Origin of the sequence: Telmatospirillum siberiense, from assembly GCF_002845745.1 — a bacterium.
Classification (GTDB): domain Bacteria; phylum Pseudomonadota; class Alphaproteobacteria; order Rhodospirillales; family Magnetospirillaceae; genus Telmatospirillum; species Telmatospirillum siberiense.
Window position 1 is genome coordinate 16,446 of the sequence record NZ_PIUM01000003.1, and the last position, 23,219, is coordinate 39,664.

General features: G+C 61.2%; 20 protein-coding genes. 4 read left to right on the forward strand and 16 right to left on the reverse strand.

Annotated features, from left to right (window positions below; all coding sequences use genetic code 11):
• Positions 1-7 precede the first annotated feature (7 nt).
• Together CWS72_RS03810 and pdhA are read right to left on the reverse strand one after the other, a co-directional pair.
• Positions 8-1,375, reverse strand: coding sequence for a pyruvate dehydrogenase complex E1 component subunit beta (locus CWS72_RS03810; protein ID WP_101249253.1), 1,368 nt, complete (start codon positions 1,373-1,375; stop codon positions 8-10).
• 13 nt (positions 1,376-1,388) lie between these two features.
• Complete coding sequence (gene pdhA / locus CWS72_RS03815; RefSeq protein ID WP_101249254.1) at positions 1,389-2,396, reverse strand: pyruvate dehydrogenase (acetyl-transferring) E1 component subunit alpha; 1,008 nt, start codon at positions 2,394-2,396, stop codon at positions 1,389-1,391.
• A 137-nt stretch (positions 2,397-2,533) separates the two neighbouring features.
• On the opposite strand from pdhA, the gene CWS72_RS27330 reads away from it, so the two are divergent.
• The 3 genes from CWS72_RS27330 (at position 2,534) to CWS72_RS03825 (ending at position 5,029) form a co-directional block, all read left to right on the forward strand.
• Complete coding sequence (locus CWS72_RS27330) at positions 2,534-2,758, forward strand: hypothetical protein (protein ID WP_146002610.1); 225 nt, start codon at positions 2,534-2,536, stop codon at positions 2,756-2,758.
• Positions 2,759-2,809: 51 nt separating this feature from the next.
• Positions 2,810-3,838 carry a malate/lactate/ureidoglycolate dehydrogenase gene (locus CWS72_RS03820; RefSeq protein WP_101249255.1) on the forward strand — a complete coding sequence of 343 codons (1,029 nt, stop codon included), beginning with the start codon at positions 2,810-2,812 and terminating at the stop codon, positions 3,836-3,838.
• Between the two features lie 156 nt (positions 3,839-3,994).
• Entirely contained in the window at positions 3,995-5,029 is a 1,035-nt protein-coding gene (locus tag CWS72_RS03825) for a malate/lactate/ureidoglycolate dehydrogenase (protein WP_101249256.1), read from the forward strand.
• A 381-nt stretch (positions 5,030-5,410) separates the two neighbouring features.
• Here the strand turns inward: CWS72_RS03825 and CWS72_RS03830 are convergent, their stop codons facing one another.
• Positions 5,411-6,181, reverse strand: a complete 771-nt coding sequence (locus CWS72_RS03830) for a class I SAM-dependent methyltransferase (protein ID WP_101249257.1) — start codon at positions 6,179-6,181, stop codon at positions 5,411-5,413.
• Between the two features lie 93 nt (positions 6,182-6,274).
• On the opposite strand from CWS72_RS03830, the gene CWS72_RS03835 reads away from it, so the two are divergent.
• Entirely contained in the window at positions 6,275-7,063 is a 789-nt protein-coding gene (locus CWS72_RS03835; RefSeq protein ID WP_241911563.1) for a helix-turn-helix transcriptional regulator, read from the forward strand.
• Here the strand turns inward: CWS72_RS03835 and CWS72_RS03840 are convergent.
• The 13 genes from CWS72_RS03840 to CWS72_RS03900 all read right to left on the reverse strand — a co-directional run bounded on the left by CWS72_RS03840 (position 7,038) and on the right by CWS72_RS03900 (position 23,203).
• Positions 7,038-7,364, reverse strand: coding sequence for an FtsB family cell division protein (locus CWS72_RS03840; RefSeq protein ID WP_241911564.1), 327 nt, complete (start codon positions 7,362-7,364; stop codon positions 7,038-7,040). The two genes, CWS72_RS03835 and CWS72_RS03840, sit on opposite strands and share 26 nt — an antisense overlap.
• Before the next feature lie 378 nt (positions 7,365-7,742).
• A complete protein-coding gene (locus CWS72_RS03845) occupies positions 7,743-8,786 on the reverse strand; it encodes a UDP-glucose--hexose-1-phosphate uridylyltransferase (protein WP_101249467.1) in 1,044 nt (347 codons plus the stop codon).
• Positions 8,787-8,795: 9 nt separating this feature from the next.
• The gene (galK, locus tag CWS72_RS03850) at positions 8,796-9,956 is read right to left on the reverse strand and encodes a galactokinase (protein WP_101249259.1); all 1,161 of its coding nucleotides are present in this window, start codon (positions 9,954-9,956) and stop codon (positions 8,796-8,798) included.
• Positions 9,957-9,974: 18 nt separating this feature from the next.
• A complete protein-coding gene (tkt, locus tag CWS72_RS03855) occupies positions 9,975-11,969 on the reverse strand; it encodes a transketolase (RefSeq protein ID WP_101249260.1) in 1,995 nt (664 codons plus the stop codon).
• Positions 11,970-12,028: 59 nt separating this feature from the next.
• Positions 12,029-13,024 carry a transaldolase gene (gene tal, locus CWS72_RS03860; protein WP_420824048.1) on the reverse strand — a complete coding sequence of 332 codons (996 nt, stop codon included), beginning with the start codon at positions 13,022-13,024 and terminating at the stop codon, positions 12,029-12,031.
• A gap of 31 nt (positions 13,025-13,055) precedes the next feature.
• The gene (gene araD / locus CWS72_RS03865) at positions 13,056-13,757 is read right to left on the reverse strand and encodes an L-ribulose-5-phosphate 4-epimerase (protein ID WP_274540579.1); all 702 of its coding nucleotides are present in this window, start codon (positions 13,755-13,757) and stop codon (positions 13,056-13,058) included.
• A gap of 96 nt (positions 13,758-13,853) precedes the next feature.
• On the reverse strand, positions 13,854-14,981 hold the full coding sequence (locus CWS72_RS03870) for a carbohydrate kinase family protein (RefSeq protein WP_101249262.1): 1,128 nt from the start codon (positions 14,979-14,981) through the stop codon (positions 13,854-13,856).
• 129 nt (positions 14,982-15,110) lie between these two features.
• Positions 15,111-16,055: a hypothetical protein gene (locus tag CWS72_RS03875; protein WP_146002611.1), complete on the reverse strand. Its 945-nt coding sequence runs from the start codon at positions 16,053-16,055 to the stop codon at positions 15,111-15,113.
• Positions 16,056-16,192: 137 nt separating this feature from the next.
• Positions 16,193-17,446: a porin gene (locus CWS72_RS03880; protein ID WP_158240498.1), complete on the reverse strand. Its 1,254-nt coding sequence runs from the start codon at positions 17,444-17,446 to the stop codon at positions 16,193-16,195.
• A gap of 300 nt (positions 17,447-17,746) precedes the next feature.
• A complete protein-coding gene (araH, locus tag CWS72_RS03885; protein ID WP_338056145.1) occupies positions 17,747-18,736 on the reverse strand; it encodes an L-arabinose ABC transporter permease AraH in 990 nt (329 codons plus the stop codon).
• A 26-nt stretch (positions 18,737-18,762) separates the two neighbouring features.
• On the reverse strand, positions 18,763-20,277 hold the full coding sequence (gene araG / locus CWS72_RS03890; protein ID WP_241911565.1) for an L-arabinose ABC transporter ATP-binding protein AraG: 1,515 nt from the start codon (positions 20,275-20,277) through the stop codon (positions 18,763-18,765).
• 88 nt (positions 20,278-20,365) lie between these two features.
• Positions 20,366-21,361 (reverse strand): arabinose ABC transporter substrate-binding protein, encoded by a 996-nt coding sequence (locus tag CWS72_RS03895; protein WP_101249266.1) that lies wholly within the window; start codon positions 21,359-21,361, stop codon positions 20,366-20,368.
• Positions 21,362-21,607: 246 nt separating this feature from the next.
• A complete protein-coding gene (locus CWS72_RS03900; RefSeq protein WP_101249267.1) occupies positions 21,608-23,203 on the reverse strand; it encodes a ribulokinase in 1,596 nt (531 codons plus the stop codon).
• Positions 23,204-23,219 lie beyond the last annotated feature (16 nt).

Here is a 23,219-nt window from a genome sequence, read left to right on the forward strand (position 1 = left end):
TGGCTCCTTAAACGTAACTGACGGCTTTGACCGCGGCGACGATGTCGTCGATTTGCGGCAGGGCCAGCCGTTCCAGATTGGCGGCATAAGGCATCGGCACGTCCTTGCCGGTCACCCGGGTGACCGGAGCATCCAGCCAATCGAAGCAATTTTCCTGCACGAGGGCCGAAATCTCGGCGCCGATGCCGGCGAAAGGCCAGCCCTCCTCGACGGTGACGATGCGATTGGTCTTCTGCACCGAACGGACGATGGTCTCCACGTCGAGCGGACGGATGCTGCGCAGATTGATCACTTCGACGTCGATCCCCTCCTTGGCCAGAATCTCGGCGGCGTCGAGGGCGGACTGCACCATTTTCGAGAAGGCGACGACGGTGACGCCGCTGCCGGTCCGCTCGATCTTGGCCCGACCGATCGGCACGACGAAATCCGGATCGTCCGGCACGTCGAAGGTCTGGCCGTAAAGCAGTTCATTCTCCAGGACGATGACCGGATTGGGATCGCGGATCGCCGCCTTCAGCAGCCCCTTGGCGTCGGCCGCCGAGAAAGGCGCCACCACCTTCAGACCGGGCACATGGGCGTACCAGGAGGCATAGCATTGCGAATGCTGGGCGCCGACGCGGGACGCCGCGCCGTTGGGGCCACGGAAGACGATCGAGGACGACACCTGACCGCCGCCCATGTAAAGGGTCTTCGCCGAGGAATTGATGATGTGGTCGATGGCCTGCATGGCGAAGTTGAACGTCATGAACTCGACGATCGGCTTCAGGCCCGCGTAGGCCGCGCCGGCCGCCAGGCCGGTGAAGCCCATTTCGGTGATCGGCGTATCGATAACCCGTTTCGGACCGAACTCGTCGAGCAGACCCTGGCTGATCTTGTAGGCGCCCTGATACTGGGCGACCTCCTCGCCGATCAGGAAGACCTTGGAATCGGCCCGCATTTCCTCGGCCATGGCGTCACGCAAGGCTTCGCGCACGGTCTGACGCACGGTCTTGTCATAGGTCTTTTCCGCCGGCAGATCGGCGCTCACCGGGCTTGCGGCAACCCTCGGCGCCGGGGCGGCCACCGGGGTCGGCGCGACGGCCGGAGCCGGACCGGCGGCGGGAACGGCATCGGTCAGGGCCGACTTATCCTCGCCTTCCTCGAGCAGCAGGGCGATCGGCGTGTTCACCGCGACACCCTCGGTTCCCTCGGCGATGAGGATCTTGCCCAGCGTGCCCTCGTCGACGGCCTCGAACTCCATGGTCGCCTTGTCGGTTTCGATTTCGGCCAGGACGTCGCCCGATTTAACGGCATCGCCCTCTTTCTTGATCCAACGGGCCAACTTGCCCTCGGTCATGGTCGGGGAAAGAGCCGGCATGAGAATTTGAATTGGCATGGCGCGTTCCCCTTCAGGCTTCGATCAGGATATCGGTGTACAGTTCGGACGGATCGGGCTCCGGACTGTTCTGGGCGAACTCGGCGGCTTCGCTGACCACCGCCTTGACGTCGCGGTCGATCTCCTTGAGCTGGTCCTCGGTGACGGCACCGCCATCGAGCAGTTTCTTGCGCAACTGATCGATGGGATCGTGCTGTTCGCGCATCTTCGCCACTTCCTCCTTGGTCCGGTATTTCGCCGGATCGGACATGGAATGGCCTCGATAACGATAGGTCTTCATCTCCAGGATGTAGGGGCCATCGCCGGACCGCGCATGGGCCACGGCCTCCAGGGCGGCCGCCTTCACCGCCAGCACATCCATGCCGTCGATCTGTTTGCCGGGAATGTCATAGGCCGCGCCGCGGCGATAGAGATCGGCACCGGCGGCGGACCGCTCGGTCGAGGTCCCCATGGCATATTTGTTGTTCTCGATGACGTAGATGACCGGCAACTTCCACAGGGAAGCCATATTGAAGGATTCGTAAACCTGGCCCTGATTGACCGCGCCGTCGCCCAGGTAACAAAGACAGACGCCGCCGTCCTCGGAATATTTGTGGGCGAAGGCGAGACCGGTTCCCAGTGGAACCTGGGCGCCGACGATACCATGGCCGCCATAGAATTTCTTCTCGTGGCTGAACATGTGCATCGAGCCGCCCTTGCCCTTGGAATAACCGCCGGATCGGCCGGTCAGTTCGGCCATGACCCCCTTGGGGTCCATGCCGCAGGCCAACATATGTCCGTGATCGCGATAACTGGTGATCACCGAATCGCGAAGATTGCTGATCGCCGACTGCATCCCCACGACCACGGCTTCCTGGCCGATGTAGAGGTGACAGAAACCATTGATCAAGCCCATGCCATAGAGCTGTCCCGCTTTCTCCTCGAAACGCCGGATCAGCAGCATGTCTTTATAAAAGGCGATGAGATCTTCGGTCTTGGCCGAGGAATCTCCCGGCTTTGCTTTGCGCCTGGTCAAGGCCATCTTCTACCCTCCCGGTAGGTCAATCGGTGCCCAACAGGTAGCGACTTCACAAGCCGAACGCAAGCGCGACTCGTGACAAAAATTGTTGTTTTGCAATGCACAACGACAAATTAACTCGATTATGGTTAACTTGCCAAATGATTGATTTGTCTTTTATGTTAAACACACCAATGGCGCTAAGTCTTTCTGAATCCCCAGCAATCGGAACCGCCGCCCGTGAAGGGATCGGGCCGGTAAAGCGGCTTGCCGGGATTATTGATCAAGAGGAAACTCTTGATCCGGTGAAGGCTAACCGTTGCCGACCGATCAAAGATGACTACGATGGAGAACATGCGTTGGCGCATGCGCGCGACGCTTCTTAAAAAAAACCCGGGCCTTCCCGCCCGGTTCATCGCAGCCTTCAATGAGGATCCATGCCCCGTTTTTCGCCCACCGATCTCCAAGCCTCGGCCGCGGAGATCATCCGTCTGGCCGGTAGTTCGCCCGAGGAGGCGGACATCGTCGCCAGCAATCTCGTCGAAGCCAATCTGCAAGGCCACGACTCCCATGGCGTCGGAATGATCCCCCACTATGTCGCCGCCCTCCGGCAAGGCGGGCTGAAAGCCAACACCCCGGTGAAACTGCTGGCCGATCATGGGGCGATCCTGGTCTTCGACGGACAGCAAGGATACGGCCAAGTGGTGACACGGCAGACCATGGAGGCCGGCATCGAACGCGCCCGGACCACCGGCGTCTGCGTCACCAGCCTGAAAAACTCCCATCATCTGGGACGGGTCGGCGCCTGGGCGGAACAATGCGCGGCGGCGGGACTGGTCTCCATCCATTTCGTCAATGCCTTCTTCCGACCGCTGGTCGCGCCCTTCAACGGCATCGATCCCAAGCTGGGAACCAATCCGTTTTGCGTCGGCGTGCCACGCATTGACCGGCATCCGCTGATTCTCGACTTCGCCACCAGCGCCATCGCGCTGGGCAAGGCCCGGGTCGCCTACAACACCCACAAGCCACTCGCCCCCGACGTCGTCATCGACGCCCAGGGAAAGCCCACCACCGATCCGGCCTGTATGATCGAACCGCCTCTGGGCGCCCTGCTGCCCTTCGGCAAGCACAAGGGGGGCGGACTGGCGCTCATCTGCGCCCTGTTGGGCGCCGCGCTGACTGGCAGCCCGACGGAACGCCTGACCAAATCGGGCGACATGCACATCCTGAACGGCATGCTCTCCATCATCATCAATCCGGCGATGCTGGGCGGCGCCGAGAGCTTCGAGGACGAGATCGAGGCTTTTCTCCCCTGGGTGCGGGAATCCCGCCCGATCACCGGGGAAGTGCTGTTTCCGGGCGAGCCCGAACAACGCCGAAAAGCCATTCGCGCCAAAGACGGAATCGATGTCGACGACGAGACCTGGCGGCAACTGGTGGAGGCCAGGGCCAGTCTGGCCTCCTGAGGATCCGGCCATTTAAGGGCCGGTTGATAAAAGCCCGAGCGGCGCTTGAGCCCGCCGAAGCCGGAGGCGCAGGCGTCATATGAACCTTGGGCTCCGGGGCGATTATTTCGCCCCGGAGCCCAAGCCCGATCCGCCCCCCCCTTGACGAAAAGGCCGATGAACATGCCCACTCTCAGCGCCCAAGAACTTACCGGCGTCGCCGCCGAAATCGTCCGAATGGGAGGCAGTTCGCCCGAGGAAGCCGACATGGTTGCGGCCAATCTGGTCGAAGCCAACCTCCAAGGCCACGATTCCCACGGCGTCGGAATGATCCCGCGCTACATCCAGGCCTTGCGGCAAGGGGGACTGAAGGCCAATACACCGGCGAAATTACTGGCCGACCATGGGGCGATCCTGGTCTTCGATGGACAAGGCGGATATGGCCAGGTCGTGGCACGCCAAGTGATGCGGGCCGGTGTCGAGCGGGCTAAAACCACGGGCGTCTGCATCACCAGCCTGAAGAGCGCGCATCATCTTGGGCGAATCGGCGCCTGGGCGGAACAATGCGCCGAGGCCGGCCTGGTCTCGATCCATTTCGCCAATGTCTATTCCCGAGCCATCGTCGCCCCCTTCAACGGAGCCGACCGCCGCCTGGGCACCAATCCCTTCTGTGTCGGTGTTCCCAGGGCCGGCCACGCCCCCCTGATTCTCGACTTCGCCACCAGTTCCATCGCCAGCGGCAAGGTCCGCGTCGCCAGCAATCTCGGAGAATCGCTGGAACCCGGCGTGGCCATCGATGTCGAGGGGAAACCGACCGTCGATCCGTCCGACATCCTCAAGGAACCCATGGGCGCCCTGCTTCCCTTCGGCAAGCACAAGGGCGGCGGACTGGCGCTCATCTGCTCGCTGCTGGGCGCGGCGCTGACCGGCAGCCCGACGGAACGCCTGACCAAGCCGGGCGACCTTCGCATCGTGAACGGCATGCTCTCGATCATCGTCAATCCGGCGATGCTGGGTGGCGCCGAAAGCTTCGAGGACGAGATCGAGGCTTTTCTCCCCTGGGTGCGGGAATCCCGCCCGATCGCCGGGGAAGTGCTGTTCCCGGGCGAACCCGAACAACGCCGGAAAGCCATCCGCGTCAAAGACGGAATCGACGTCGACGACGAAACCTGGCGCCAGCTCATGGAAGCCAAAGCCAGCCTGGAGCGTTGACCGCCTTGGATGAACAGAGTGGCACCGGCGTCCCTGCCGGTGTCCGGCGTGAGCCGGAAAGGGTCCGCCTTTCGGCGGATCACCGGCAGGGACGCCCATAAGCGCTAGCATAAGAAAAATCTCCCCTCGCCCGCTTTGCGGGAGAGGGGACGAGCGAAGCGAGTTGGGTGAGGGCACTTACGCGCGGGAGCGCGGAAAAAGCGTGCAGAAACAAACAGGTCTTTATGTCGCGCAGACGCGCGCACCCCTCACCCGGCCGCTAAAGCGGCCACCCTCTCCCGCAAGGGGCGAGGGTTAAGCTAGCGCGTATGGGCAGGGACGCCGGTGCCACTGTTTTATCCAAGGCCGGTCAACGCACTGAGAAGACGGTGGTGTTCCAGGTCATGCCGGACGGGCAACCAACAGCATGCTGTCGATGGTGAAGCTGCCGTCCGCCTCGAATTGAAAATGCTCGACCACCTCCCTCGCGGCCAGCGCCTGGAGGGAACGGATGGCCGCGACATGCGCATCCGGGGTCCTCATGCGGCCGATCCATGAGGCGAAGTCGAGTCGCAGCTTGAAATGCGAAACGCCGTCGGGACGGAAACCCGCCGTCTCCACCGCCTCCCGCCACTCCGCCTCGGAGCGGTTATAGACATGTGACGGATCGCGCAACAGTTCCAGGGTCTGAAACCAGGTGTCGAGCAACGGATTGCCGGGCGAGACCACGTCGATGAACACCGCCAGACCATCGGGCTTCAGCACTCGGCGGGCCTGGCTCAACCCGGCGGAAAAATCGTGCCAGTGATGGGCGCTGTAGCGCGTCACCACCATGTCGAACGTTCGGTCGGCGTAGGGCAGCCGCTCGACGGCGGCCCGCTCAGCGATCACATTGTCCAGGCCCCGCCGCTTCGCTTCCGCCGATACGGTAGCGACCATGGCCTCCGACAAGTCGCTGGCATGCATTTCGCCCACCAGGGACGCCAGACGATAGGCGACATGCCCGCCGCCACACCCCAGATCGAGCGCGGAGGCAGGCCGATGGCCGGCCGCGAGACGGACCAACTCATCGAGATCCCCGCCTTCCGCATGCACTTGGCTGGTCAGATAGGCGTTCGCCCGTTGTCCGAATTGCTGGCCGACGATGGCTTGGTGAGATGCTTCGTTTCCCATGAACGGCTCCTGAATGATCGTTTGTGAAACGGCAGGATGAGCGGTTCATTACACTGGTACAAGATTGTCAATTATCCTGGTATAAAAGCTTCCATGATGACATCCAACCAGATTCTCGGTTCCTTTTTGCGCGCCCGTCGTGAACGGTTACCCGCCCCTCCCACCCAGGGACGTCGGCGCCGGACTCCGGGCCTGCGGCGGGAAGAAGTGGCGGAAACTTGCGGCGTCAGCACCACCTGGTACACATGGCTTGAACAGGGGCGCGACGTTTCGGCCTCGTCCCAGGTGCTGGCCCGTCTCGCCGACACCTTGCGCCTGGGCAGCGCCGAACGGGCCTATCTGTTCGAACTGGCCGGGCGCCACGATCCGGCGGCGCCGGAACCGGGACCCGATCTGCCCCCCGAGGTTCTGGCCCTGCCCCTGCACATGACCGTTCCGGCCTATGTGCTGGACCGGACCTGGGCGGCACGGGCCTGGAACGACGAAGCCGCCCACCTGTTCGCCGGATGGCTGGATGGCGACAACGACCGCAATCTGCTGCGTTATATTTTTCTCTCGGACAAGGGGCGCGACCTGATCGCCGACTGGGAGGATCGCGGGCGCCGCGTGGTCGCCGAATTCCGCGCCGACTACGGCCATGGACTGAACGACCCGGCGCTCCAGGCGCTGATCGACCAACTGAACCGGGAAAGCACGGTTTTCCGGCGCTATTGGCAGGAACAGGCGGTTCAGCGGCGTGAAGGTGGTGAAAGACGTTTCAACCATCCCAGTGACGGAACCTGTCTTTTTTTGCAATCAACGCTGGTCTTGGCGTCCGATCCGGGAGTGAAGCTGGTCAGCCTGTCGCCGGTTCCGGTCAGGAATGCGGACGAAGAACGATGACCTCGTCATCGCGTCCCATGTTGAGCATCAAGCGGGCGCGTTCCTCCAGCATGTCGGCATCCAGGTGATCGGGACGTAAAAGCCGCGCCCGATGATCCAGATTGTCCCGCACCTCCTCGAGCTGAGCCAGACTTTCCTCAGCCTGCTTGATGTCTTGATTGAGCCGCCACCATGCCAGCAAGCCACGATCCCCCTGCACCGTATGGTAGGCAAAGTAGACCACCGCGGTAAGCCCCAGAAAAGGACCGATCACATGGCGTGCCCGGCGGCGAATTTCGTTCAAAATCATCATGGCACGCATGGAATCACACTCTGATTCCATGCGTCAATAGTAATTCAAAAGTTATCCTCTGTAATCTTCAGGCGGATCATCAGAATTTGATTTGCCCGCCCCATGTATGAAACCCGGCAGAATATGGCCTTTTTTTGGCAAAACACAGACTTCAGACAAAATCTGGGCTCCAGACACAAAATAGTTTAAGGCAAATCCATGATATGAAAAAAACGCCGCAATCATACCCCCATCCATCAAGGGACGAAAATTCTTCTCTTCGCGATTTTGATTCTTCTCATCGGAAAAATGATTCCAGATGATTCAAAGAGATTCGCACGATGATTCACTCATGAGGAATCGGCGGGCGGGCGTCCAGAGAGGATCGAGACCATCAATGGATCGAATCTAACGATCCAGATAATGCACCGAAGACATCTCGCGCAGCCTCTGCGCGGCGCTTTCCGGAGTGATGTCGCGCTGGGGCGAGCCCAGCATCTCGAAACCGACCATGAATTTCCGAACCGTCGCCGAACGCAGCAACGGGGGATAATAATGGGCGTGGAGATGCCAGGCGTGATGAGGCTGGCCATCGGTCGGCTTCTGGTGGAACCCCATCGAATAGGGTAGCGGCGTCTCGAAAAGATTGTCGTAACGCACCGCGAGGCGGCTCATGGCATCGGCAAGCCCCATGGTTTCGTCGCCGCCGAGTTCGTTTAGGGCTCCCACGTGGCGGCGGGGCAGGACCAGCGTTTCAAACGGCCAGACCGCCCAATAGGGCACCAGCACGGTGAAATGCTCGTTGCGATAGACGATCCGTTCATTCAGCTTTTCTTCCAACGCCAGATAACGGCACAGCAGGCAGCCCCCGTGATCGGCCTGATAGTCGGCCTGGGCGGCACCCTCCTTGGCCGTCTCGTTGGGGATGCTGTTGCCGGCCCAGATCTGGCAATGGGGATGCGGATTGCTCGCCCCCATCATGGCGCCGCGATTTTCGAAGATCTGCACCGAGTTGATGGCCTCGAGACGCCCCAGTTCGTCGGACTGCTCGCCCCAGACGCCGATCACCCGGCCGATCTCGGACATGGACATCCGTGCGATGGTCAGGTCGTGCCGTGGAGAGAAACAAATCACCCGGCAGATGCCCGGCTCTCCCCGGGCCCGCAATAGCCCCTCGATATCCCGCTCGGTGGTGACGGCGTCGGAGCGCAACGCCGCGAAATCGTTGTCGAAAACGAACGTACCCGCATAGGTGGGATTGATCTCGCCGTTGGCCCGACGATTGCCGGGACAAAGATAGCATTCGGGCTCATAGGCCGAGACCTGCGCCTCGGCAGGCTTTTCCATTTGTCCCTGCCACGGACGCTGCATGCGATGAGGCGAAACCAGCACCCATTCGCGGATCAGCGGGTTGTATCGGCGGTGAGATGTCTGTTCGAGCAACAACGTCATCACCATCTCCTACGGCTTGACGGCGTCGACGTGCGACCCCGGCACACAGGTGAAGATCGCCGGAACGATTCCCGTCGCCTCCCTGTAGGCCTCGGCAATGCTTTTCATGAAATGCCCGACGGCATCGGCATCGACCAGACTGACGCTGCAGCCGCCGAAGCCCCCTCCCGTCATGCGGGCCCCGTAGACACCGGGAAGCGGCAGGCTGAGAGCCACCATCACGTCGAGTTCACGGCAACTGATCTGATAGTCGTCGCGCATGCTTTCGTGCGATTCGATCATCAGGCGGCCGAACCGGTGAAGATCGCCGTTCTCCAGGGCGGTCGCGGCCTCCAGGACGCGGGCATTCTCGGTGACGATATGGCGGCAGCGGCGGTAGGTCACTTCCGGCAGCCGATCGGCGTGACGCTCCAACTGAGCAAGGCTGACGTCGCGCAACGCCCTGATCGGCCCCAGGGCCGGGGACAGCAGCTCCACGCCTCTCTCGCAATCCTGGCGGCGCAGGTTATATTCGCTGCCCGCCAACTGGTGATGCACCATGGTGTTGCAGATGACCAACCGGGCGCGAGGATCGACCGGCACCGGCCGGAAATCGAGGCTGCGGCAATCGAGCAGGACGGCGTGGCCGGCCACGCCATGGCAGGAAATGAACTGATCCATGACGCCGCAGCGCATGCCGACGAATCCGTTTTCAGCCTCCTGGCATCGCCGCGCCAGGTCGATGAGATCGATCGGCAGCCCCGATTCGGCAAGCAGGGCATATCCGACGGAGACTTCGAGCGCGGCGGATGAACTCATCCCCGCGCCCAACGGCACGGAACTGTGCAGCATGAGATCGGCGCCGCGGAGGCGATGACCGGCCCGTTCGAGCATCAGGGCGACACCCCGCACATAATCGGTCCAATCGCGGCGCGGCTTCGGATCGGCCTGATCGAGGTCGAACTCGGCGGTCTCGGACAGAGCCAGGGAATGGACCCGCACCTTACGATCGTCGCGCGGCAGGATCGCCGTCGTCGTCGCGAACTCCAAGGCGGCGGGCATGACGAAGCCGTCGTTGTAATCGGTATGCTCGCCGATCAGATTGACCCTGCCGGGTGCCCGATAAAGGCGGGGCGTCCCTTCCCAGCGGCGTTGGAACTCCTCGATCAGATCTGTGGTGCCGGTGGGCATGTCCGGTCCGTCCTAAGGCTATGTCAGCCTGGAGACGACCGCCTCGACGACGGCCGCGCTGGTGATGTTGAAATGCTTGTAAAGATCCGGCCCCCGCCCCGAAAGGCCGAAGCCGGTCATGCCGATGAAGATCCCGTCGTCACCCAGATAACGGTCCCAGCCGAAGCGAACGGCCGCCTCGATGGCCACGCGCAGAGTTCCCGAGCCCAGCACGGCGCGGCGATACTGTTCGGGCTGCTGGTCGAACAGGGACATGCAGGGCATGGAAACCAGCGATGTGCCGATGCCTCGGGCCTCCAGGACGATCCGGGCCTCGGCGGCGAGGGACACCTCGGAACCGGATGCCAGCAGGGTCACACGATGCGGCGACGTTTCCGCTTCGGCGAGCAGATATGCCCCCCGGGAACAAAGATTGTCGGCGAGGGCCACGGTCCGCACTGTCGGCAGGGATTGACGGCTCAAAGCCAGGACCGAGGGGGTTCGCCTCGATTCCAGCGCGATCTGCCAGCATTCGGCGGTTTCGGCCAGGTCGGCCGGCCGCAACACCTGCAGGTTCGGCAGGCAGCGCAGCCCTGCCAAATGCTCGACCGGCTGATGCGTCGGCCCGTCCTCGCCCAGCCCGATGGAATCGTGGGTCATGACATAGATGACCCGCTCCCCCATCAGGGCCGACAGCCTGATCGCCGGACGGCCGTAATCGGAGAAGCAGAAAAATGTGCCGGCATAGGGGATCAGCCCGCCATGGCGGGCGATGCCGTTCATGATGGCGTTCATGCCATGCTCGCGAACACCGTAATGAATGTAGCGCCCGGTAAAATTTCCCGGCCCGACGGGCTCGGCATCGGGAAACAGGGTGTTGTTGGATGGGGTGAGATCCGCCGATCCGCCCAGCAATTCGCGGAAAACCGGGCCGATCGCCGCCAGGACGCGGCCCGATGCCGACCGGGTCGCCAGTTTCGGCAGTTCCGAGGCGGCTTCCCGCTTGAGCTCCTCGATGATCCGGCCAAGCCCCGGCAGATCACCCCCGATCGCCCGATCGAACAGCTCGCGCAGCGGACTGGACCGATAACGCTCCACCCAAGCCTGCCGGGCCGCCACACTCCGTTGTCCGATCTTGATCCAGGCGCCACGGATGTCGTCGGGAACGACGAAGGGAGGATACGGCCAACCAAGAGCCTCGCGGGTCAACGCCACTTCGCCCTCCCCGAGAGGGGCGCCGTGGGCCGCCGAACTGCCGGCTTTGTTGGGGGCACCATAGCCGATCACGGTGCGACAGGCGATCAGGCTCGGCCGGTCCGAGGACAACGCGTCCTCCTGGGCTTTCGCCACCGCCGCCGGATCATGACCGTCGACCCGGGTGACGGCCCAGCCGTAGGCGGCCACCCGCGCCAGCACATCTTCGGAGAAGGAAAGCTCGGTCGATCCATCGATCGATATGTGATTGTCATCATAGAGCACGGTCAGCCGGGACAGGCGCAGATGGCCGGCCAGGGACAATGCCTCGTGGCTGATCCCCTCCATCATGTCGCCATCCCCGCAGAACACCCATGTCCGATGATCGACGAGACCGTCTCCGAAACGGGCGTTGAGCAGACGCTCGGCCAGGGCCATGCCGACGGCATTGGCCACGCCCTGCCCCAGCGGTCCGGTGGTCGTCTCGATCCCCGTCTCGATGTCCGCCTCTGGATGCCCCGCCGCCGCCGACCCCAGTTGCCGGAAACTGCGCAGCGCTTCCAGTGGCATCTTTTCATAGCCGGTCAGATGCAGCAGGCTGTAAAGCAGCATCGAGCCATGCCCTCCGGACAGCACGAAGCGGTCACGGTCGGCCCAGGTCGGATGTTTCGGATCGAACTTCAGAAATCTTCCGAACAGGACCGTCGCCACGTCGGCCATCCCCATGGGCATGCCGGGATGACCTGATTTCGCCTTTTCCACGGCGTCGATCGCCAAAAACCGCAGCGCATTCGCCAGCATCCGGTGATCCATCGTTGATTTGGCGGACTCTTCCAGCATTTCCAACCTCGCAATGACAGCGTCCCCGGGAGAGGTCGCCGTTTTCGTTCACACTGCCGTCATCCGGCATGCCGCGCCGGCTCCCGGGCGATGCCACGGATGAAATCGCGCAACTCATCGGTGTCCCGATGAAAAAGGCGAATGCCTTCGGCCAGCTTCTCCGTCGCCATCGGGTTCTGATTGAGACGCCAGCGGAATTCCGTCTCGTCGACCGAAAGACGCTCGATGCTTTTGTCCCGGCTGATTGCCGGATCGAGCAGGCGCGGAACGGCTTGCCTACGTTCACTCAACTCCCCGAGAAGCGCCGGACTGACGGTCAAACGGTCGCAACCGCACAATGCCTCCACCTCGGCGACATTGCGAAACGATGCCCCCATGACGATGGTCGGATAATCGAAGCGCCGGTAATAATCGAAAATCTCCCTGACGGAGAGGACGCCCGGATCGGTTTCGGCCGTATAGGTCTGCCCCGTCGTCTTGACGAACCAGTCCAGGATGCGGCCGACGAACGGCGAGATCAGGAAAACCCGGGCGTCGGCACAGGCCGCCGCCTGGACCAGGCTGAAAACAAGCGTCAGATTGCAGCGAATTCCCTGCATCTCCAGAATCTTCGCGGCCTGGATACCTTCCCAGGTGGCGGCTATCTTGATCAAAATGCGCTGCGGATCGACGCCGCGCTGTTTGTAAAGGGAGATCAATCGTTCGGCCCGGACGATGGTCGCCTCGGTATCGAAGGAAAAGCGGGCGTTGACCTCCGTCGAAATGTATCCCGGCACGATTTTCGAGAGTTCGGTACCGAAATTGACGGCCAACCGATCGAGCGCCAGTTCGACCCAGTCCTCGTCCAGCGCTCCGCGCCTGCCGCTCTCGCTCCGGCTCCAGGCGACCGCCTCCTCGACGAGGGAGGCATAAGCCGGCATCCGCGCCGCGCGCAGAATCAACGTGGGATTGGTCGTGCAATCTTCCGGAGCGAATGCCCGGATGGTCTCGATATCGCCGCTGTCGGCGACGATGACGGTATGCCGTCTGATCTGGGTAAGGGCGTCTTCCATGATTTAAGTCATCTCCAGGCAATCACGACGGGAGTCATTGTCCATAATATGCGCCTTTCCCGTGCTTGCGCAGATAGTGGCGATCGAGCAGGGATCGCTGCATGCCAGGCAGCCGCGGCGCCAGGCATTCTGCGAAAAGCCCCATGTAGGCGACGTTTTCCAACACGACGGCGTTGTGCACCGCGTCCCCGGGATCCGAACCGAAGGCGAAGGGGCCGTGCGAATGAACGAGAATGGCCGGAACCTGCCCGGGCGTGATTTGACGGGTGCGGAAGGTTTCAACGATGACATGTCCCGTCTCGACCTCGTAGTCTCCGGCAATCTCCGCGTCGGTCATCATCCTGGTGCAGGGAATGTCGCCGTAAAAATAGTCGGCATGCGTCGTTCCCGTCGCCGGGATGTCCCTCCCGGCCTGCGCCCAGATGGTCGCATGACGGGAGTGGGTATGCACGATCCCGCCGGCGTCTGGAAAGGCCCGATAAAGGACGAGATGCGTGGGAGTGTCGGAGGATGGCTTCAACGCCCCCTCAACGACGCTGCCATCGTTCAGATCGACGACGACCATGTCGGCAGCCCGCATCGCGGCATAGTCGACACCCGACGGCTTGATCACCACCAGGGAATTTTGGCGATCGATACCGGAAACATTGCCCCAGGTGAAAGTCACCAGGCCATGGGTCGGCAAAGCCAAATTCGCCGCCAGCACCTTCTGTTTCAGTTCTTCAAGCATCAGCATGTCCCTTCCCTTGCCGGCCCGCCTCAAGAAAACGTTTACTCAGCATTCAGCGACATGGTCGAGCGGTTGGCGTAACGAGATCAAGGCCATAGTCCGTCATCCTTCCTGACAAATTGTCTGCCGGGTAGCGCATAAGGGCCAACGCCGGACCGCGGGCAAGCGTGCCTCGCCGGCAAGCGCCCGCTCGATGGCCTCCAGAGGCAACAATCCGGTTTGGGTATCCACATTCCCGACCACGGAAGCGGCGTTCCACGTCGCCGCCCGCAAGGCGTCCTCCTCTCTTCGTCCGAGGGCGATAAAAGCCGCGAAGGTGGCGGCGAAGGCGTCACCGGCCCCCGCAGTGCCAACGACGTCGCATTGGGCGGCGGGGCAGAACGAAAGCGCCTCCCTGGTCGCGACAAAGGCGCCGCGCGCGCCATCGGTCAGAACCACATATTTCGGCCCCAGGGCGGTGACCGCCCGGCAGAATCCGGGCAGGCTCATCTCGAAGCCCCCGCCGCTCAGCCCCTTGACCGCCGACAAAGGCGGTTCCCCTCCCTCCGCCAGGGCGAGCACGGCCCCCTTTTCCTCCGCCGTGCGCCCCAGAAGAGGAACCAGGGCTCCGGCCTCCCGCCGGTTGATCGACAGAATGTCGATGTTTTCCAGGCAGCCCAGAAAAGCCGAACCATAGGCCGACAACTGGCGAAGGCCGGGATTGACGGCGATGATCGCGCCATATGCGCGCGCCTTGCGGACGATCTCGGGAAAGCATTCGGCGGATTCGTTGGTGAGGTTGGAGACATAGACGGCATCGACGGCGAATGCATCGTCGTGAAGGTCGGCTGATTCCAGAAGCGTATTGGCGCCACGGAAGGTAAAGATCGCGGCATTGCGGTCGTGGGAAGAAATCAGCACAGAACATCCGGTCGGAGCGCGGCCGTCACGCAAGGCCCAACGGCAGGAAACGCCTTCCTCCATCAAGCGGGCCAGCAAGGTCTCGGCCCGCGCGTCCCGTCCCAGCTTGACCAGCGCCGCCGTGTCCACGCCTAAGCGGGACATGGCGACCGCGGCATTGACGGCGCCACCACCACAATGTGTGGAGACCTCCTTCGCCTCGGTTTTTCCCCCTTCCTCCAAAAGGAGGAAGGAACTCTCGGCATTGAACATGGTCATCCGCTCGATACGATCGCTGTCGATGATGGCGATCGTATCGATCATGGCGCCGCCCACGGTCAGCATTCTCATCACAATCTCCCTATGTGAATTTCCGCGATGGCGCATAAATCGAGGAAAAGGGCCTCCTCCCCGACGCGCGGGCTCGGAGAGGAGGCAGGTCAAGTCCGACGGAGGATCAGGACTTGAGGGGAACCATTGCTAAAACCGGCTCAGAAGCTCGACTTTGTAACGAGCATATTCTTCCTCTGTGATCAGATGCTTTTGCCGCATCCCGTTCAGCACCTCCAGACGCTTGGCGATATCGTCCGGATCGCTCCGACCGCGCGGCACTGCGGTGGTGGGCAGCGGAACGGCAACCGCGGATCCCGCCGGAGTCGCGGCCGCGGCGGCGGGCTGGGAGGACGGCGACGCGATGGAGACGCCCCAAGCGGCGGGGGCGATCTTGGCCCAATCGGGGCGCGCCGGATCCGCCAGGGAAACCGGCCCCTTGACGAGCACGGCGTAATCGGCTTGCGTTCGCTCGCCGCGCGAACCGGTCTTGCGGGTCGGCGACTCGCCGCCGACAATCGTTTCCCCGACTTCAGGCTCGCGAACCTTGCCGAAAATAATATCGAGCGAACCGTTATCCGGAAAAATGCGGCCGGCCGTGAAGAACTTCCGACCCAACGCGGATAAACCGCCTGAGTGATGCACCAAAAAAGACACATCCTGGCCAGGCTTCAATCCGGCCAGCGCCGTGGTCACCGGCCCAACCAAAGTACTGACCTCACGGTCATCCAGCGCCGGGGTCGTATCGCCCCCGCTCTTGACCAGAAGCACCGCTTCCAAAGCCCGGCGGACCTCGTTGGTCGATAAGACGAGCGACGGGGAAGGATTGGCCGCGGCTTGAGGATCCAGGCTATCGATGCGTACGAACTGATTGCCGTCATGCCAGACGACCGCGGCGACACCGGGACCGTCGACCGGTTCATGTCCAAGGTTCGCGAAGCCGGGTTGAACGGACCGATTGGGGACTGCTTCGGCATCATAATGCACCGGTGCTGGTGTCGCGTTGCAGGCACCGAGCGCCAAGACGCCAAGGCAGACCGCTCCGAAACGACTGCCCCGCCGCGTCCCCGTAAAATGAGTAAACAACCTATTCACGAATTTCCTCCCGCTTGGGTAGACAGGCCATTTCCCCGGCCGTCATTTGGCAACCGCGCCAGGCTCTCCGGCCTTTCGTTCCCGGGCCATGTCCGGAAAACGAAAGGCCGAAAGAAATCCTAGCAGAAGAACCGCAGTCAGAACTGGATGCTGATACCGTTGAAGCCGGCGAACTGCGATTTTCCAGCCTGCGGCGGCGGCGCGCCGATATCAGCCGCGAAGTCTGCCTTGCCCGAATTCATCACCTCACCCACCGTGAAATAGAGAAACGCGTTTTTCGACAGATAGTATTCCATTCCAGCGGTGAACAGGTTGGCATGCCCGCCATGGTTGTTGACATTGGTGTAGAACCAGGCACCACGAACCACCAGATCCTTCGTCGCCTGGTACTGCGCACCGACCCAGCCCATATTGGAACCGGTGGCGTAGACCCCCGTGGTGTTGGACCCGTTCACCACGTTGTAGCCCGCATATTGGGTGGACCCTTTCCCGTTATTGAAGGCTGAGTTGTCCTGAGTTTTGCCCAGAGAGGCATCCGGCGCGCTGAGACGCTCATAGCCGACGAAGAGCTTGACCGGTTTGAGATCCAGGGTTGCGGCCAGCGTGGCTTCGTCCGAGGCCGCATAAAGGCTGTCCAATCTTCCGTTCGAATCCTGCACCTCGTCAAACATGGCCTGGAGATCCAGGCGACCAACCGTATAACGGAGCTCGACGGCATAACTGTTCGACACTTTGGTGGTTTTATAGGCGGGAGAGCCATCGCCATTGCCAAACGACATCTGGCCGTTGATTTGAAATCCACCCCATTTCGGGCTGCTATATCCGACCATGTCGTTGACGCTATTCCAGTTGCGACCATTGACCAGGGTGGCCGTCGACATGTTCTCCTTGAGCATCGGGTCGAAGTCCCAAATGTGGTCGGTGAGCGACATGTCCTTGCCGAAAGTGAGGGTGCCGACCTGTTTATTGCTCAGCCCACCATAAGCGCGGCGATTGAAGAGCGAGTTGGTGGCGCCGTTTCCGTTGCCGTTGAACGTGCCGTTGGTGGCATTGAAACCGGACTCGACCCGGTAGATCGCCGATAAATCCGGCGTCAGTTCCGAAGCGCCATGCACGCCGACCATACTGGTTCCCCAGTCGTTGCCGCCCGCTTGGACGACGGTCCCGGTCCGCCCCTTTGTCCCTCCATTATACTGATACAGATCGGCGTCAGTACTGAAGCGTAAGCCGGCGTCGAGACGAAGATAGGCGATTACGCTGGGAACCGCGCCGTCGCCCTGGGACAGGGTGACGTCCGCCTTTGCCACCTGCGGCAAGCCGAGGACGACCGCGAGAGCCGCGGAAGCGCAAAGAGGACGCAGTACCACACCACTGAAACGATTCTTTTCCATCTTGATTCCTCCCACTTTTTGGACCCACACCGAGGTAATCACGGAGCCGGGAATGCCTTCCTCTCTGCCCGCTCCGTGGAAAGCGATGAGCCCGAAGCCGCTCCCAGGCCTCATGCTCTTTGCCAGAACGCATTCCGAATACCGGACAAGAAAATTGACAAACCCTCCCCGTCATCGATGGTATAACCATCGATTCGTCAATAAAGAATACGTTTACCAAAACAAAAACAAAAGAATTTGTAACGAGACTCAAGTCATATTGGCACATACCTTCTTTCTAGAAGACTCAAAAATGGAAATCTAGCCGATAGATCTAGTCTTATATCTATCGAATATTACCGCCGCCAACAGAATCCCCCCCCTTACCAGATACTGATAAAACGGGTTTATATTCAACAGGTTCATGGAATTTTCGACCGTTCCCAAGATGAGAACGCCGGCGATGACATAGCTGATTTTGCCGATCCCGCCGGCCAATGACACACCGCCCAACACGCAGGCGGAAATGGCGGTCATTTCGAAACCGATTGCCGTCATCGGCTGGCCGCTGGTCATGCGCGATGCCAGAACGACGCCGGCAACGGCGCTCATCAACCCGTGAATGACGAAGATCAAGATCTTCGTGCGGACCACGGGGACGCCGGCCAGACGCGCCGCCTCCTCATTGCCGCCGATGGCCAGAATGTTACGGCCGAACTCGGTGTAATTGATCAGACCTCCGAAAATGGCGAAGGTCACGAGAGTGAGCCAGACGGGTGTCGGCAAGCCGAGAAAATAGGTGGTTCCGATCACGAAGAAGTCGGAATTCGAGATGCCGACAGCCTTGCCTCCGGCGACGATATAGCCGAAGCCACGGGCCATCTGCATGGTCGCCAGGGTGGTGATGAAGGCATTGATCCCCAGCTTGGCGAAGACGAAGCCATTGATCAGTCCGACCACCACGCCCAGGCCCAGGCCGGCAAGGATACCGACGACCACGCTGCCCGTCAGGTTGATGACCACCGCTGCCACACACCCCGATGCGGCAATGACCGAACCGACCGACAGGTCGAAATTGCCGGATGCAATGCACAGCAACATCGAGCAAGAGACCATTCCGGCCATCGATATGGCGAGGCTGAGACCAGCCATGTTCCGCCATGACAAGAAGTTGTCGACGAAGATGGAACAGGTGACGAACAACCCCAGAAACACGAGAAGCATCCCCGCCCGATCCAGGAGGACCGACGTGTCCACCTTCCGGAAAGAAGAGGTTCCGCCGACTGCCATAGTTTTCTCCGATGTATTCATGGATGCACCTCCTGTCGTCACTCAGTTCAGACCGGCAGGGCCATGCTGAGTATCTTTTGTTCAGACGTATCCGTGCGTTCGACAATGCCCGACAGGGCCCCGTCGCGCATGACCGCGATGCGGTCGGAAACGCCTAGGACTTCAGGCAAATCGCTGGAGACCATCAAGATCGCCACACCACGTTCGGCAAGACGGCGGATCAGGGCGTAGATTTCGCTGCGGGCCCCGACATCGATGCCGCGAGTCGGCTCATCGAACAGAACCACGCTCATCTGGTCGGACAGCCAGCGGGCCAGGATCACCTTCTGCTGATTGCCACCCGACAGATTGCAGATCCTCTGTTCCAGCGAGGGCGTGCGCACGTCAAGGCTCCGAACCTGTTCCTTGGCATTGCGCCTCTCCCAGGTCTCGTTGATGAATCCCATCCGGTAGCCGTGATGCCGTCGGGCGGAAATGTTGATGTTCTCCTGGACGCTGCCCAGGGGAATGATCCCTTCCGCCTTGCGATTCTCCGAGCAAAAGACGATGCCCTGGTCGATCGCGTCCCGGGGCGTCTCGACCTTGGCCGGATGCCCTTTGAGAAGGATTTCCCCGCCGGTCCGCCGCGTCGCGCCGTATATCAGTTTCAGCAACTCGGTCCGTCCGGCGCCGACAAGGCCGAACAGACCCAGAATCTCTCCACTCCTCACCCGAATGGAGATGGGCTCCTTGAGACCTGGGCCGGTGATATCCCGCGCCTCGATGGAGACATCGCCATAGGGACGTTCCGAATAATTGTAGACGTTCTTGATATCCCGCCCGACCATGCGATTGATCAGGATGTCCTGGGTCAGGCCCTTCGTCGAATGGAAAGTCTCGATATGGCGGCCATCCTTGAACACCGTGACCGAGTCGCAGATCTGAAAGATCTCTTCCATGCGGTGGGACACATAAAGGATGGTCCGCCCCTCGCTCCGCAACCGCTCGATGACGGAGAACAGACGTTCGATCTCGCGCGCCGACAGACTGCTGGTCGGCTCATCGAAGGCCAGGATCCGGGCGCCCCGGGTCAGCGCCTTGGCGATCTCCATCATCTGCTGCTGCCCGATCGACAACAGGCCCAACGGAGTGCGCGGATCGATATCGTCAGCCAATGAGACCAATGCAGCGCGGGCGAGTTCGTAAAGACACGGATAATCGACAAGGCCACGCTTTTTCGGCAGATGGCCGAGGAACAGGTTTTCGGCGACGCTCAGCTTGGGAACGGTGACCAGTTCCTGATAGATGACCGAAACCCCGGCCGCCAGGCTCTCGCTGGTGCCTTGAAACGCCCGTTCGCTTCCGTCGATGCGCAAGACGCCCGACGAAGGGCGATAGACCCCGCTCAAGATCTTCAACAGCGTCGATTTTCCGGCGCCATTCTCGCCGACCAGCGCGCGAACCGATCCGCTATTTACGCCGAACGACACATCGTCCAGCGCAAGCACGCCGGGAAACGACTTGGAGATTCGGACGAACTCCAGATAAGGGGACGATGACCCGATCGATTCTCCGACAGACATCCCGGTTCTCCTTGGACACAAACGGACCTTCGAGGAAGGAGGCGCGGAAGAGGCAATAGACACCTCTCCCGCGCCCTGGGGGCGCCTTCTACATCAGGCCCATTTCCGTCAGCTTCTGCTTGAAGTTCTCACGGGTGATCAGCGTGGCGTCGCTGATGGGCGTGAACTTGGCCGGCTCAGATCCCTTGGAAACCCAGTCGTAGACCATCATCGCGGTCTTATATCCGTGCACGTTCGGACTGAGCAGCAACGAGCCATAGAGTCCCGTGACCTCCTTTTTTTCCAGTTCGGCGACCACGTCCGTGCCGTTGATGCCGATGCCGATGACGTCGGGAGCCTTGAACCCCGCCCCTTCCGTGGCGCGAATCCCACCCAGGACAGCGTTGTCGTTCATGCCGATGACCAGCCAATGCTTCTTTTCCGGATGCTGCGTCAGGATGATGTTCGAGGCGTCGAAACTGCCTGGAATGTCAGTCGTGCGATTGGCGGCGGAGAAAATGTTTTCTTTGGCAAACCCGGCGGCGAGCAGGGATTCGACGGAACCGGACGTCCGTTGATGGGCGGTATCGAGTTCCTCGAAGGTATTGACGATGGCGCCGGTCTCGGCCAGGTTCCAGCCGCGCTTCTTGGCCTCGGCAATCAACAGGGAGCCCTGCTGCTGACCGACGGCATGGGCATCCATCCCGAGATAGGGCACGTCCTCCATGAATTTTCCGTCGGAACCGACGAAGCGGTCATCGACAGTCACGACTTTCAGATTAAGTGCCTTGGCTTTGGCGACGATGGACGGGCCGAGCCGCGGATCGGGCGTGCAGATCACGAATCCCTGGGCCCCATTGGCAGCCAGACTGTCGAGAGCGGCGAGGGTCCGCTCGCCATCCGGAGTGGCGATCTTCAAAAGCTCGAAACCATGATCTTTCGCAGCCTTGTCGGCAAACCGCCACTCGGTCTGGAACCAGGGTTCCTCCGGCTGCTTCACCAGGAAGCCGATCCTGACCTTGTCGGCCGCCCAACCGGGACTCAAAACTCCGCACAACGCAATGGCGGATGACAAAGCGATACTCAAGATACATTTCTTGATCATTTGTTCCTCCTTGCAATATCGAGTCTGAATTATTTCAGACTTCCATTATTTAATTACTCAACCACCCACCGGCGACCATTCATTTCCCTGTTCGACGCAAAAACTTGAAGTTGTAAAATAATTAACACGCTACCTTAAAGAGAGAAAATGACGCAATATGCAAAAATATTTACAGGACCGATATACCTGCTGTGCCGGCATAAGAAATTTTTCCTTTGTTTTTCACAAAGATAGGACCATGCACCATCATGTCAGGGCCCCTTCCATGGACGTCTCGCCTACCATCTCTTTCAACCTGATGAGCGTCGGCAGGATATCACCAAGAGAATCTTGGCCAGGATCTCCCAGCATGAAGTAAAGCCGGCGGAAAAGGCCATAGAGTTCGTCATAAACGCTTTGCTCGGAGGGGCGAGGAAAGAATGTCCGACACGGCGGCGAGATTCGCGCCTGCGCTTCCTCCAGCGTCGGAAACACCTTCGCCGCCATGAAGGCGAAAATAGCCGACCCCACGCCCACCACATTCGAGCTGGGCACCAGGACCGGACGCCCCAGGACATCCGCGTAGACTTGGTTGAGCCGATCGTTTTTTTGCGGAATCCCCCCGGCATTGATGATGCGTTCAATGGAGACACCGTGCTCGCTCATCCGATCGAGTATGATGCGGGTATGGAAGGCCGTGCCTTCAATGGCGGCCATCAGATTGTCTTGCGGAGAGCTCAGCAGGTGCCATCCCAGGGTGACACCGCGCAGGTTGGGATTGACCAGGACCGTGCGGTCGCCGTTGTCCCAGGTCAAGTGCAGCAAACCGCTCTGGCCGGCCCGGTATGAGTCCAGCCCCTGGCAGAGCGTCTTGACATCGGTTCCGGCCCGACGCGCGATAGCGCTGAAAATATCGCCGACCGCCGAAAGCCCGGCTTCGATGCCGATATGCGACGGATGGACGCTGCCCGGCACGACCCCGCAAACGCCGGGAACCAGATTGGGAGACGCCGTGATACCGATGATGCAGGTCGAGGTTCCGATGACGTTGACCATATCGCCGGTTCTGGCACCGACACCGATGGCGTCCCAATGGGCGTCGAAAGCACCGACCGGAATCGGAATCCCCTCTCTCACCCCCAGCCGCTCCGCCCACTGGGCCGACAAATGCCCCGCCAAATGGTCCGAAGTCACATAGTCGCCTTGGAGCTTTCCGCGAACCCCCGCCAGCAACGGATCGACCTTGACCAGGAAGTCCTCGGGGGGCAGACCGCCCAACGAGGCGTTCCACAGCCATTTGTGCCCCATGGCACAAACGCTGCGCCTCACCTTCCGCGGATCGGTAATGCCGCACAGGGTGGCGGCCACCATGTCGCAATTCTCGAACGCCGATCCCAGCAACTCCCGCTTCCCGGGATTGTGTCGCAACCAATGGAGAAGTTTCGAGAACCCCCATTCGGCGGAATAGGCATCGCCGCACCACTTGATCGCCTCCAGCCCCTCGCGGTGAGCGGCCTCGGTGATTTCCGCCGCCTCGGCTTTCGCGCGGTGGTCGCACCAGAGATAATATTCGTTGAGGGGGCGCATCTGTGCGTCCACCGGAATGACCGAGGAACCGGTGGTATCAAGAGCGATGGACAACACCTCCTCGCCCGAAACGCCGGTCCGCCGCAACACCGAGCGCGTGGCCGCGGCCAGTGACCGCATCTGATCCTCGTGCGACTGGGTGGCGTGATCCAAATCGTCGAGCGTGCGGTGCAAGGGATATTCCTCGACCGCCGAATCGAGCAGCCCCCGCTCGCTGTCCACGAGGGAAACGCGAACGCTCAATGTGCCGAAGTCGACACCGGCAACGATCGCCATGGGTTTTCTCCGAACG